This window comes from Actinoplanes sandaracinus (assembly GCF_030009775.1).
In the GTDB taxonomy this organism is placed as follows: domain Bacteria; phylum Actinomycetota; class Actinomycetes; order Mycobacteriales; family Micromonosporaceae; genus Actinoplanes; species Actinoplanes sandaracinus.
The window spans coordinates 109,657-122,595 of sequence record NZ_JASCTH010000018.1 but is presented as its reverse complement, the minus strand read 5'-3'; the positions used below and the strand labels follow the sequence as shown (position 1 = coordinate 122,595).

The 12,939-nt window shown below is 71.3% G+C and carries 10 protein-coding genes and 1 pseudogene; 4 read left to right on the top strand and 7 right to left on the bottom strand.

The features are described from left to right. Positions 1-129 precede the first annotated feature (129 nt). The 4 genes and pseudogenes from QLQ12_RS26520 to QLQ12_RS26505 all read left to right on the top strand — a co-directional run bounded on the left by QLQ12_RS26520 (position 130) and on the right by QLQ12_RS26505 (position 5,190). Positions 130-1,089 carry a hypothetical protein gene (locus QLQ12_RS26520; protein ID WP_282763196.1) on the top strand — a complete coding sequence of 320 codons (960 nt, stop codon included), beginning with the start codon at positions 130-132 and terminating at the stop codon, positions 1,087-1,089. Positions 1,090-1,190: 101 nt separating this feature from the next. Further along, positions 1,191-4,103 (top strand): M36 family metallopeptidase, encoded by a 2,913-nt coding sequence (locus QLQ12_RS26515; RefSeq protein WP_282763195.1) that lies wholly within the window; start codon positions 1,191-1,193, stop codon positions 4,101-4,103. A 656-nt stretch (positions 4,104-4,759) separates the two neighbouring features. Next, positions 4,760-4,924: pseudogene (locus QLQ12_RS26510) on the top strand (transposase); the annotation flags it as partial. 5 nt (positions 4,925-4,929) lie between these two features. Continuing rightward, the gene (locus QLQ12_RS26505; protein ID WP_407651582.1) at positions 4,930-5,190 is read left to right on the top strand and encodes a transposase; all 261 of its coding nucleotides are present in this window, start codon (positions 4,930-4,932) and stop codon (positions 5,188-5,190) included. Positions 5,191-5,365: 175 nt separating this feature from the next. On the opposite strand, the gene QLQ12_RS26495 is transcribed toward QLQ12_RS26505, so the two are convergent. The 7 genes from QLQ12_RS26495 to QLQ12_RS26465 all read right to left on the bottom strand — a co-directional run bounded on the left by QLQ12_RS26495 (position 5,366) and on the right by QLQ12_RS26465 (position 12,902). After that, complete coding sequence (locus tag QLQ12_RS26495; protein ID WP_282763194.1) at positions 5,366-6,157, bottom strand: hypothetical protein; 792 nt, start codon at positions 6,155-6,157, stop codon at positions 5,366-5,368. Next, positions 6,150-6,401, bottom strand: coding sequence for a PadR family transcriptional regulator (locus QLQ12_RS26490; protein WP_282763193.1), 252 nt, complete (start codon positions 6,399-6,401; stop codon positions 6,150-6,152). The genes QLQ12_RS26495 and QLQ12_RS26490 overlap by 8 nt, the downstream gene beginning before the upstream one ends. A gap of 61 nt (positions 6,402-6,462) precedes the next feature. Beyond that, positions 6,463-6,846 carry a hypothetical protein gene (locus QLQ12_RS26485; RefSeq protein WP_282763192.1) on the bottom strand — a complete coding sequence of 128 codons (384 nt, stop codon included), beginning with the start codon at positions 6,844-6,846 and terminating at the stop codon, positions 6,463-6,465. Positions 6,847-6,972: 126 nt separating this feature from the next. After that, on the bottom strand, positions 6,973-9,594 hold the full coding sequence (locus QLQ12_RS26480; protein WP_282763191.1) for a DUF7825 domain-containing protein: 2,622 nt from the start codon (positions 9,592-9,594) through the stop codon (positions 6,973-6,975). A 34-nt stretch (positions 9,595-9,628) separates the two neighbouring features. Continuing rightward, complete coding sequence (locus tag QLQ12_RS26475) at positions 9,629-10,123, bottom strand: hypothetical protein (protein WP_282763190.1); 495 nt, start codon at positions 10,121-10,123, stop codon at positions 9,629-9,631. Between the two features lie 341 nt (positions 10,124-10,464). Continuing rightward, positions 10,465-11,190 (bottom strand): response regulator, encoded by a 726-nt coding sequence (locus tag QLQ12_RS26470; protein ID WP_282763189.1) that lies wholly within the window; start codon positions 11,188-11,190, stop codon positions 10,465-10,467. Next, positions 11,187-12,902: an ATP-binding protein gene (locus QLQ12_RS26465; protein ID WP_282763188.1), complete on the bottom strand. Its 1,716-nt coding sequence runs from the start codon at positions 12,900-12,902 to the stop codon at positions 11,187-11,189. The genes QLQ12_RS26470 and QLQ12_RS26465 overlap by 4 nt, the downstream gene beginning before the upstream one ends. Positions 12,903-12,939 lie beyond the last annotated feature (37 nt).

The window sequence follows — 12,939 nt, the reverse complement described above, 5'->3', positions numbered from 1 at the left end:
GGAAACCACGGCGGACTGCTGGCCTTCGCGGGGATGAGCGCTCGGCATGCCGGCGGCCACTGCCCCCTGAGACGGGCACGGTACCGGCATGATGAGCCGGTCCGGCAACCGTTCTCGGGGAGGTTCGGCGTGGCGCAGCCCGGAGACGACCCGCTGACCGCGGCCCTCGACCGTCTCGTGGAACGGGGCACGATCGACCGCGCCCAGGCGGATGCGGTCATGGCGGAGGTCGCGCCGGCCCCGCCCGTGGCCCCGCCCGCCGCGCCGCGCCGGGTCCTCGCCGAGATCGCCGGTTACCTCGGCGGCTCGTTCGTGCTGGGGGCGACCCTGCTGTGCCTCGGCCGCCAGTGGGCCGAGATGTCCGCCGGGCAACGCTTCCTGGTGTTCGTCGTGGGAGCGTCGATCCTGTTCGGGGCGGGTCTCGCGGCCCGCGGCCGGATCCCCGACGACGTGCGCCGCCGGCTGTCCAGCACGCTGCTGACCGGCGCCGCCGTCGCGGCCGGGTCGGCCGCCCTGCAGGCGGTGAAGCCCGTCGGCGGCGACGATCCGGCCACACTCGCGGGCACGGCCGTGTGGCTCACCGTCGCGGCCGGCAGCTACCTGCTGGTCCGCAGCGCCCTCGGCCAGCTCGCCGTCGCCGTGGCCGCGCTCGCCTGTTACGGCAGCCTGCTCCAGTTGACCGAGGCCGACGAGACCGTGCCGTTCGCGTTCGGCACGATGGCGCTGGCCGGGATCTGGGCCCTGCTGATCGCGGTGCGGGCCTTCACCGAGCGACGGCTGGCCCTCGGGGTGGCCGCGACCTACGGCGTGCTCGGCCCGCAGATCCTGGTCCTCGACGACGAGGGCATGGTGTACGTCGGGCACCTGCTGACGGCCGTGGTCGCCGTGCTGTGCTTCGTGGCGTACGCCCGCGGCCGGGAATGGGCCACGCTGGCCGGCGGCGTCGTCGCCGCCACTCTGGCCGTTCCGGAGTTCCTCTTCGAGGTGACCGGCGGCGCTCTCGGATCCAGCGGGGCGCTGCTGATCGCGGGCGTCACGTTACTGGCCGGGAGCCTCGCCGGACTGCGACTGCGACGCCCGGATCTCTGATCGACGCATCTCGATTTTGGACGTTCGGCCCATCCCGTGATCATGCTTTCGTGCGATCGGATGCGTAGAGACCGGTAACGACCGTCCTTAAAGGAGGTTCCGTGCGCACACCATCCCGTGCGATGGCGGGCACCACCGCAGCATTAGTCGCAGCAGCGCTCGTTCTCGCCCCAGGGTCCGGCGGAGTCGCGGCGCACACCGCCCCGGCCCAGACGGCGGGGACCCCGGAGGTGCACGGCGACCAGGATCATGCCGACACCATCGACAACCGTAAGGGCAGCATCGCGCCGACCTCGAAACAACGGACCCTCGCCGCCGAGGCGAGCGCGTCCGCCCGGTGGAACCCGTTCGGCACCCCGGCCAGCCTCACCGCCACCACCGCCGAGCCGCTCGCCACCGGCCTTCCGGCCGACCCCGTGGCCGCTGCCAGGGCGTATGTCGACCGCAACCGGGACGTCCTCGGCATCACCGCCGCCGCGGCCGCGTCCCTCGAAGTCCTCACCACACAGAGACTCGGCGAAGGCGCGATCGTCCTGCTGCGCCAGAAGTTCGGCGACCTCGAAGCCGGCCGTGACGGCCTGCTCTCCGTCGGTGTCCGGGACGGCAAGGTCTGGTATGTGAGTTCCTCACTCGCCCGTGACGCCGCCGCGCCGCAGCCCGCCACCCTGAGCGCCGCCGACGCCGAGCGCGTCGCCGCCGCCAACGCGGGCCTGACGAACCCGACCCAGCTCGGCACCAAACTCGTCGCCGTCCCGACGCCCGACCAGGGTGCCCGGGCCGCCTACCAGGTCGCCCTCGGCGCCGATCTGACCAGCGCCGACCCGGTCGCCTACACCACCTGGGTCGACGCGCGCACCGGCGGCATCCTGGTCCGCGAGAACATCGTCGACCACGACGCCGACAACCCGGAGTGGGACGTCTTCCCGAACTCGCCGCGCACCGACTACTCGTCGCGCGACACCCGCAAGCGGTTCTGCTGGGCGCCACAGCGTGGCTGTGACGAGGTCGTCGCCGGCCCGGCTTCGCCGCAGCCGTGGGACGTCGACCCGGCCACCGGCACGCCCACCAACACGACCAAGGGCAACAACGGGTTCGCGGTGCACAACTGGCTGTCCAACGACCCGTTCACGGTCGGCACCGAACTGGCCACGCCGAGCCCGACGCGGGAGTACACCTACCCGTGGACCAACCAGTGGCAGGAGCAGAAGTGCTCACCGGCCACGTTCGACACACCCGCCCGCAACGACATCGACGCGGCCCGCGCCAACCTGTTCGTGCAGCACAACCGGATGCACGACTGGTCGTACCTCCTCGGCTTCACCGAGGAGACCTGGAACATGGAGGGTGACGGCGGCGACCCGGAGCAGGGCAACGCGCAGGCCGGCGGCATCTCCGGCGGCCCGCCCGACTTCCTGGCCCGCAACAACGCCAACCAGATCACCCCGCCGGACGGCCAGGCGCCGATCACCAACATGTACCTGTGGCAGCCGATCGCCGGCGCCTTCTACGCCCCGTGCGTCGACGGCGACTACGACATGTCGGTCATCGGGCACGAGTACACCCACGCCATCACCAACCGCATGATCGCCGGCCCGAACGCCGGGCTCAGCTCCCCGCAGGGCATGAGCGAGAGCTGGTCCGACCTGCTCGCCGTGGAGTACCTGGCCGAGCACGGTTACGCCCCGAAGGGCCAGCGCGGCTTCACCATCGGCGAGTACGTCACCAGTGACCCGGTCGCCGGTATCCGCAACTACAACATGTCCAACAACCGGCTCAACTACAGCTCGGTCGACTACGACTTCGTCGGCCTGCAGGTGCACGCCTCCGGCGAGGTGTGGAGCGCCACCAACTACGACATCCGGTCCGCGTTCATCAAGCGCTACGGCGCCGGCAACCCGGGCCTGCAGAAGGCGTGCGCCGTCGGCAAGAAGCCGGTCGCCTCGTGCCCCGGCAACCGGCGGTGGATCCAGCTCGTGTTCGACTCGTTCCTGTTGATGGCCAACAGCGCCAACAGCCAGATCGACGCCCGTGACGCGCTGCTCGGCGCGGACCTGGTCCGCTTCGGCGGCGCCAACCAGGACCTGCTGTGGAACGCGTTCGCCAAGCGCGGTCTCGGCGAGGGAGCCACCAGCGCCGGAGCCGGCGACGCCGACCCGACGCCCAGCTTCAGCTCGCCGCACGCCAAGGAGTCCACGGTCACGTTCCGCCCGGTCGACGAGAACGGCAAGCCCGTCACCGGCGCGAAACTGTTCGTGGGCGACTACCAGGCACGGGCCGTCGCGGTCGCCGACACCGACCCGGCCACCGCGCTGCCCGACACGGTCAACCTGGTGCCCGGGTCCTACGGGTTCATCGCCCAGGCCCCCGGTTACGGCCACGCGCGGGTGTCGCCGCAGTCGTTCAAGGGCGGCGCCAAGAAGCTGACCGTCAAACTGCCCCGCAACGTCGCCTCGGCGACCAGCGGAGCGACCGCCACCGGCGACGGCGTCAACCTGGCCCGGCTCGTCGACGACGACGAGGCCACCAACTGGGCGTCCCTCGGCAGCGCGGTCACCGGCAAGGGTGTCACCGTCGACCTGGCCGGCGACGCGCAGCGGGTCCGGCGGGTGCAGGTCAGCGCCATGCTCCGCCCGGCCGTCACCGGCGACGTGGACGCCGGCGGGCAGAACCGCTACACCGCTCTGCGCCAGTTCAAGGTCCTGGCCTGCACGGCCTCGGCCACCGTCACCTGCTCGGCCCCGGCCGACTTCAGGGCGATCTACACCAGCCGCCCGGACGCCTTCCCGGCGGTGGCCCCGCGCCCGCGGGCCCCGCAGCTGCTCGTGAAGTCCTTCGACATCCCGGACGTCACGGCCACGCACCTGCGGATCGAAGCGGTCACCAACCAGTGCACCGGCTCGCCGGATTACGCCGGTGAGCAGGACCTGGACCCGCGCGCCAACACCGACTGCGCCACGGCGAGCCCGCAGGCGCTCAACGTGCGCATCGCCGAGTTCCAGGCCTTCACCCGCTGATCGAGGTGGGGGGGGGGGGGGGGGCGCCCCCCCCCCACCCCACCTTCCCGACTGGCGAAACGGTGGGCGAGCGTTCCTGCTCGCTCACCGTTTCCTGTTCCGCCGGCTTCCTTCGAGATCAACACCCTTTCCGGGTACGGACGTCGCCGTTCCGCCGCCTGCGTTCGCCGTCCCGCCGTTTGGGCTCGACGGTCGCCTGCGGTCGCCGTTGCGCCGTCTGGGCTCGACGGTCGCTGCCTGCGTCGTTTTGCGGCCTGAGCTCTATGGCCGCCACCTGCGCGTCGATCCGCCGCCCCGCGTTCGCTTTCCCGCCTGTGCTCGCCGTTCCGCCGGCTGCGTTCGCCGTTCCGCCGCCTGTGTTCGCCCGCCGCCGTTGGGTGAGCCCGATCGAGGCGAAGTCCTTTGATCCAGTGGGTGCCGCCGGCCCGGCCCGCGTGGGCCGGTCAGGATGCCGGCATTCCGCTTCGCCTTCGTCGCCCCCGCTCCTGGCCCACGTCGCCGCACAGCCCGGCCTCTGGACCGCTGTCGGGTGGTGACTTCGGAGTCGAGGCCGAGATCGCCGCGGCTGAGACGGTCGTCGCCTCCCCGCGTCGCAGCGCACAACGCCGCTTGGCCGTGTCTTCACAGGGCCATGGCCGTGGACGATGTGCTGCGTGATCCGTCGCTATGAGCTGACCGACGCTGAGTGGGAATCCTTGTCACCGCATCTGCCGTCCGTGATCCCCGGCGGTCGCCCGCGTGAGGACGACCGCCGGGTACTCAACGGCATCGTGTGGAAGATCCGTTCCGGCGCGCCGTGGCGTGACGTGCCGGCTCGCTGGCGTTCGTGCTGTCCGGCGGCAACGTCAACGACTGCACCCGCCTCGAGCACGTCATGAACGCGCGGCGCGTCGAACGGATCGGGCCGGGGCGGCCGCGCACCCGACCCGATCACGTCATCGCCGACAAGGGCTACAGCACCCGCGCGATCCGCTACCACCTGCGCCGCCTCGGCATCGCCCACACCATCCCGGAACGCTCGGACCTGCAGAGACATCGCCGCAATCGTGGGCCACCCGGCGGTCGCCCGCCAACGTTCAACAACTGATCTACCGGCACCGCAACGTCGTGGAACGCTGCTTCAACCGCCTCGAGCAATGCCGCTCGGTAGCCACCCGCTACGACAAGACGAGCACGTCGTTCCAGGCCACCATCACCATCGCCGCGCTGCTGCAGTGGCTATGACCCTTTGGCGACACGGCCTAGCTAGGTCATGGCGACAGTCAGAGACGCGCGTGTCGCCATGGTGCTGCTGCGGCTATGCCGGCCGCCAGGGCAACACCGACAATTGGTGACGCGACGGCTTCGACGCGCAGAAGGCCCGTCCTTTGCACCTCAAGGGTCATCTGTTCCAGCCCTAAGAGAACGAAGGTAGGCGCGACGGCGAGCAGCATTCGCCGGTCCGCTGTCGCGACCCACAGGAAGGCAGCCGGTACCACGATTTTCACGATCACCATCCAAGCTGGCATCGGGTCATCGCCCATCGTCAGTTGATCGATCCGCACCAGGTGAAGTGCCAGCACGCTCACCGTGACCGCGACGGCGGTACAAGGCCCGACCGATGGAACATCGGCCGGACGGCGCAGGCCGGCAAGCACCAGCGGGGCCGCCACCACCGCTGCCCACCACTGTGGTGTTCCGCCACCGGACGGGTAGTCGGGAACGGCGGCCTGTACTGCGATCGTTGCGAGCACCAAGCCTGCCGCCAGCCGCTGGCGGCTCAAAACCAGAGTTACGAGGGTCGCAACGGCCAGAGCCAGTGCCGGACCGTGTTCATGCAGCACGGGCCACAGAAGGTCGCCTCCTCCGGAAGTGATGGCCTCGACGAGAATGCTGACTGCCTTCAGTGCGCCCAGGGCGAGCACCGCGATGGCGGCCAGTTGCACGCCCTGCCAGACCAGCACAGCCATGGGACGTGGCGCGGCACTGCCGGAGCGCACCCGCAGGGCGGCCCGCACCAGCGCGAGGGCCTGCCTCGGCACCGGCCACCGGCGGCCGGGCGCGGCGTCACTCATCAGGATCTCCAGCAGTTCGGTTGACGATCTCCTCGCCGTCCGCGACGAGGAGACCTTCGCCGAGCAGCCGGTCGATCACCGAATACAGCGATCCGGCGGCCAGCTTCACGCGCCCGTCGGACAGTTCCTGCACGCGCTTGACGACGGCGTACCCGTGCAGGCGCCCGTCGAGGAGGGCGGCTAGGACGAAGCATGAGGGCTTCCGCGGAGCGGGCGTGCGTGGTCGCGTTCGCCGAATATGCAATTATCTTGCATATCTAGTAGACGGGCCCGTGGACCTCAGGCCGCCGGGGCCCGGCGGACCGTCACCTCACTACGTGCCACATGGGCGGGCAGCGCATCCCGGGACTCCCCGCGCTCAACGACCGGCCGGCACCTTGATCGACGACGACCACGACCAGGGTGCTGTCGTCGCCGCCGGACTCCAGGCCCAGATCACCGCAGGTGAACGTGCGGCCGGCACGGCAGGAACCGACCATGTGGTACGCGTTGCCGGCACCGTGGAACCACAGCAGCCACACCTGCTGCCCCTCGGGCAGGTCGACGTTTCCACTGACGGCCGCACCGGCGGTGAGGGTGTCACCGTCACGCGGCTGACCGAACTGATCGACGCAGTCCGCGCCCGCCGCGGCCTGAGCAGCGGCGAGCATCTTGACGATGCCGTGGAGCACCCCGGCGGTCGTCCTCACGCGGGCGACCGCCGGTGATCACGGACGGCAGATGCGGTGACAAGGATCCCCACTCAGCGTCGGTCACCTCATAGCGACGGATCACGCAGCACATCACCCACGGCCATGGCCCTGTGAAGACACGGCCTAGCGGGCGCGGTTCTCGGTGAGCGTGCGGGACAGCCGGGCGGCCTCGGTGATCAAGCGGCTGCGGCCCGGGCGGGCGGCCAGGGCGGTCACCTCCGGGAAGTCGTCGGTGGCGTTCGTGGCCGCGGCGACCGACTCGGCCAGCATCAGTAGGTCGGAGGCGCCCGCGGCGGGTTTCGGGGTGGTCAGGACCGCGGGCAGCGACTCGCGCAGCACGGCCCAGACCTGGATGGCGGCGCCGGCCTGGAGGATCGTGGCGAGCGCGTCGGCGACGCGTTTCAGGACCAGGGCGCCGGACCGGTGGAGGGCGGCGAGCTCGCGGCCGACCAGTGCGCCGTCGAGGACGCCGCGCGCCGCCAGCTCGACGAAGGCGTCGGCGGTGGCCAGGCGGCCCTCAGCGCGGGCGGCACTGAAACCGTAGGCCAGGCAGAGGGCCATGGCCGGGCCGAACGGGCCGTCGGAGGCGGCCAGCGCCGGCAGGACGGCGGCGATCTGGCTACTGGCCCCGTTGTACTCGGACGCCTTGATCAGATGCGGTTGGACATGCGCGGCGGCGATCTCACGATGGCTGGGGAACATCAGCGGCCAGCCGCCCATCGCAGTGTCGTGCGCGAAGCCGTAGGCCCGGTCGAAGGCGGCGTCGGCCGGCAGGTGGAGCAGGTGGGGCGGGCCGGTCAGCTGATGACCGATCGGCTCGAACGCGACGGTGCGCCGGCCGACGGCGGTGGCGCAGTCGCAGAACTCCTTGACGACGTGGGCGCAGGGACGCCGGACGGTCCTGAGGGTGACGACGTCAGGGTCGGGCAGGCCCCCACCCTCCAAATAGGCGGCGAACGCCTTTCCAGCCGGGGAGGTCAGCCTCCCAGCGGCCGCGCGGACATCGGGATCGACCTCGCGGGGCAGGCGCAACAGAGCTTGGGACAGGTCCACCGGACCGGGCTCCGCACCGTCGCCGAGCAGCCGCAGCACCCGGGAAGGGTCGACGTGACCCTTCACCGTGGCGGGTGTGGCCAGCAGGGCCGCCGGTGGGGTCCGGCACATCTGCCGGGCCAGCTCGTCCATCCGCTCGACGAGCATCCAGTGCGGTGGCGCGGCCTGCACCGGCCACCACGGCGAGTCCTCTGCCACCTGTTCCCCGCTCACGATCGTGTGCAGCAGGTTGGGGAACGGCATCCGCCACTGCGGGAGGATCGGTTTCAGCGCCTTGACCAGGGCGCCGCGGTCGGTCGCCGCGAACCGGGCCAGTCCATCGAGGATCAGCTCGAAGCGGACCGGATCCTCCGCCTGGTACATCTGATGTCTGCACTCGGCGACCAGCTCCGGAATCGAGGCGATCGGAGCCGGCATGGGCGTGGGCGCGGCGACGGGTGTCAGCTCGCCGATCGTCGCCTCAGGGACGCCGGCGGTGTCGCCCGTCGCGCCGAGCAGAGCATCGGCCTGGCGGCGCAGGTCACCCCGGAGGCCGGCGGCCGTGGCGGCGAGCATGTCCCGCTCGGCCGGGCCGAAGTCGGCCAGGTGTCGGGCGGCCACCCGAAGAGCGCGCTCGGCGAGGTCGCCGGCCGGGTTGGTGAGGCCGGTGAGCAGGGCCTCGAAGACCAGCGGGTCGGGTTTGCGGGTCAATGCCGCGTCGAGCCAGCCGAGCTGAACGCGGACCAGCTTCTTCTCCTTACGGGGCAGGACCGCGAACGCGGCCTCGGCCACCGTGTCGGGCTCCAGCAGGCCGGCGTCATCGGCGGCGCGCAGACCCAGCTGGGCCAACTCGGCGACGGTGGAATGCGGGCCGGCGAGCATGCCCGCATACTCCGCGCGGCGGGCCGCGAACTCGCCGGGAGTGGGGTCGAGCAGACGGTGCAGCACCACGACCCGGGCGATCACCCCAGGCCGGTCACCGGAGTGCAAGCGCAGCGCACAGCCGTCGAGCAGGGACTGCCGGTCGACGGCGCCTTCGGCGGCGAGCCGGGCCAGCGCCCTGGTCCACTCCTCGTCGAGCTCCTGGCCGAGCAGGGGGATGGTGAACACGTGCGGCAGCAACCGCTCCAGGAGTGGGTCGGCGCGCAGCAGGCCGGCCAGATCTTCACGATATCGGTCGGCGCCGACCCGGCGCATCCACCCGCGCACCGTCGCCTCGGTGACCGGCAGGGGCAGCTCGGCCTCGGCGAGCAGTCGCTCGATGAGCGGCCACTGCTCGTCGATCTGGGCCGGCCGGAACTTGTCGGCCATGGACCGGGCGATCGCGGGCAGCGAGGGACGGCCGGGGGAACGCAGCAGCCGCACGACGGCGTCGAGGGTCTCCGGCAATGGCGCCTGCCGGAATCGGTCGGAACGCAGCCAGGAGACGACATCGGCGGCACGGGGCAGGCAGGCGACGCCGGCGACGCACAACGCGCCGTCTCGCTGTCGCCCGCGACGCCACTGGACGTCGGAGACGCTCACCGACGCGCGGCGCGCCTCGAGCCTGATCATGATCGATTGCAACTCGGGGTCGGACCAGTGCAACTGGATGCCCTTGACCGGAGCGGCCAAGGCGCGCCGGGCCGGCTCGTCGAGAGCCAGCAGACCGGTGACGACGCTGTCGATGTCGCCGGCGCGGATCCACGACTCCAGCTGCGGGAAGGTCACCATGGCGCACACCGTAGCGGCACCCACCGACAAAAAATCAGGCCGCATCCCAGAGCTGCTCGAACTCGTCCTCAGTGATCTCCCACCGCACCAGATCCGGGTCGTGAAGATCCGTCGGCGGATTGAACGCCCAGTCCTCCGCGCGGCTCGGGACCAGGGTTCCGTCGGGCTGAACCTCGACCTGCCGCAGCCGTCGTCCGTCCGGGCCGAGCTCCTCAGCCCAGACCACGCCCTCTTCGCCGGGCTGCCGGAGCCAGACCCGGTCCCGCCCGGCGAGCGCGCCGAACCCGGGCCGGCCGCGCTGGGCGTCGCGCTGTTCGCGCAACTCGTCCAGCGCTTCCGGCATGGTGGGCGCGTCGATGTCCACCTCGGTCAGCTCGCCGTCGGCGAACCGGGCCAGGTCCTCCGGATCGTCGATGACCTCCACCTCGGCGAACGTCTCCACGATCTCCCGCGCCGAGCGCGCCCGAACCCACCACCACAGTGCGCCCATGCCGTAGTCGTGCAGCACCAGGAAACGTCGCAGGGTCAAGATCAGGACCTTTCTCGTGTACGCCCGAAGCGCCACCCTGACACCACCAGCTCCCCGGCACCCCGAACCGTTGATTTCGAGCGAGCGCCGGCAGCCGTGGTCCATGACGGCGAACACCCCGTGGTGGAACCAGAGGCAGCAGCCCGCGCCGTGGCGGTGAGTGGCGGAATCGTAGCGGTGTAGCGCGGGACGGCTCGGCTGCTGGTGGAACCAGGCTGGCCCTACCCCTCGATCCACCGCTCGACGAGCGCCTCGTGCGCTTCCAAGCGGGCCGGTGTCCGTCGTGGATCAGACCGGCGAGCACCGGTATCGAAGGGCCTTGACCGCGGATCGTGCCGGGCTCATCCGCTGTCGCCGTGCGGTCCTGCGGCGCCCGGCCGGACCAGGCCCGTCTCGTAGGCCACGATCACCGCCTGGACACGATCGCGCAGATCGAGCTTGGCGAGGATTCGCTTCATGTGGGTTTTGATCGTCGACTCCTCGACGAACAGTTTCGCTGCGATCTCGAGGTTGGACAGGCCTCGCGCGACCAGTTGCAGCACATCACGCTCGCGGGCGGTCAGTTCGCGAAGCCGCCCGACGATCGCCGGGTCGGGTGGCGCGCTGGCGGCCATCCGGTCGATCACCGTGCGGGTCACCGACGGCGACAGCAGCGAGTCGCCGGCCGCGACCATGTGGATGGCCTCGATCAGTTGCTCCGGGCGGGTGCGTTTGAGCAGGAACCCGGAAGCGCCCGCGTTGAGCGCGCCGAACACGTAGTCGTCGTCCTCGAAGGTGGTCAGGATCAGCACCCGAGCCCCGGGCACGGTCTCACCCAGCTCGCGAGTGGCGGCGATGCCGTCCCGGCGGGGCATCCGCACGTCCATGAGCACGACTTCCGGTGTCGTGGACCGGGCGACCTCCACCGCCTCGTACCCGTCGGCTGCCTCGCCGACCACGGCGATCGAATCGTCGCTGGAGAGGACGGCCCGCAGCCCGGCCCGCATCAGATCGTCGTCGTCGACCACCAGGATCCGCAACGGACGATCGGCGGTGGCCCGGTCCGTGGCGGCTGCGTGGCCGGTCATGCGGGAGTTTCCATGGCCACGGGCGCGACATAGGGCAGGCGGGCCCGCAACCGGAACGTGCCGGCATCCTCCGGGTCGGCGTCGAGCGTCCCGTCGAGCAGCGCGGCGCGTTCCTTCATGCCAATGATGCCCATGCCGCCCCCGGGGCGGGTCTGGTCGCCCACCGGATTGCTCACCACGATGTCGACCGCGGCTGGACCGTAGGACATCCGCACCTCGGCCGACCCGGAACCGTGCCGGGCGGCGTTGGTCAGCGCCTCCTGAAGAATCCGGTAGGCCGCCCAGGCGACCCCGCTGGGCAGGCCGCGCGGAGCGCCGTGGAACGTCGCCGCCACCCGCAGGCCGCTGGCTCGGTGCCGGTCGACCAACTGCTCCAGGGCCGCGGTGTCGGCGGGGGCCGGATCGGCCGGGATCACATCGGCCCAGGTCGCCGCGCCTAGGGTCGTGTCGTCCCGGTCCACGGCGCGGCAAGCCCTGCCGGCCCGGGTGCCGGCGCCTGCGACCAGGTCGCCCGGCGTCGTGCCGGTCGGTGTCGTGCCGCCCCGCATTGCGGTGCCTGGCCTCGCGGTGCCCGACATTGCGGTGCCTGGCCTCGCGGTGCCCGACATTGCGGTGCCTGGCCTCGTGGTGCCCGGTATCACGGTGCCTGGCATTACGGCGTCCGGCATTGCGCCGCTTTGAGCCGTGCTGCTCAGAGTCGTGCTGCTCGGAGTCGTGTTGCTTGGGACGGTGCTGCTCGTAGCTGTGCAGCCCGGTGCCGTGCCGCTTGGCGCCATTCCGCTCGGCGTCATACTGGCGGGCGTTGCGCCGCTCGGGACCGCGCCGCGGGAGTTCGAGCTGTGTGGGCTGGGGTTGTGCGGGTTCGTGCTCAACGGGCTCGCGTTGTGTGGGGTGGCGTTGGCGACGGTTGCAGGGGCCGGGCTCGCGTCGGTCGGTGCGGTTCGCAACGCGCGGACGAGGCGGTCGATGTCGGCGATCGTGCTGTGCGCTACCTCCTCGATCGTCTCGATGGCGCGCCGGGAACGCTCGGGATCGCGTTCGTGCAGTAGCCGGGCCGCACCCGCCTGGACCAGGATCACGTTGATCGCATGCCCGGCGGAGTCGTGCAACTCGCGGGCGATCAGGGTGCGCTCCTCGGCGGCGGCGGCCCGCCGCTGCGCCGCCATCTCCTGCTCGCGCAGCCGTGCCCGTTCCTCCAACTCGACGATGCGCTCATGACGCAGGCGACTGCGATCACCGGCGATCCAGACCAGCGCGAACATGACCGCCCATGCGAAGAGGCCGGACGACATGTCGGCGATCGACTTGCCGGCGAGAGCCATCAGGATGAACGCCACCGGAAGGTAGGCGGCGACGCTCACGGCCGCCACCAGGCGCCGCCGTGGCGTCTCGCCACCGCCCACCGCCTCGGCCAGCACACACGCCGCGATCAACGGGCCCGGTGGCACATCGAGACCGTAGTTGCTCACGATGAGCAACAGGCTGGCCAGCGCGACGACTCCCCAGGCGAACCCGGGGAAACGGCGCGCGAACAGCAGCGGGGCAGCCGTCGCGACCGTCAGGCCCACCCCGAGCAGATCCAGGGCGCGATAGCCCGGCTCGGCTGTGCCCAGGCCGCCCTCGCTCAGCATCACGATCGTGAAGGCCCCGGCGGTCAGCGCCACCGCTGCGTCCGCCGCGGTCCGGCCGCGCGTTCCCATCTTCGCCCACACGAGAGTCAGCGTACGGCGACGCCACGGTCACGCGGAT

Coding starts and splice junctions, on each gene's coding strand:
- QLQ12_RS26495 (WP_282763194.1), bottom strand. CDS start 6,157: ATGAGTGACGCCGCGCCCGGCCGCCGGTGGCCGGTGCCGAGGCAGGCC.
- QLQ12_RS26480 (WP_282763191.1), bottom strand. CDS start 9,594: ATGGTGACCTTCCCGCAGCTGGAGTCGTGGATCCGCGCCGGCGACATC.
- QLQ12_RS26470 (WP_282763189.1), bottom strand. CDS start 11,190: ATGACCGGCCACGCAGCCGCCACGGACCGGGCCACCGCCGATCGTCCG.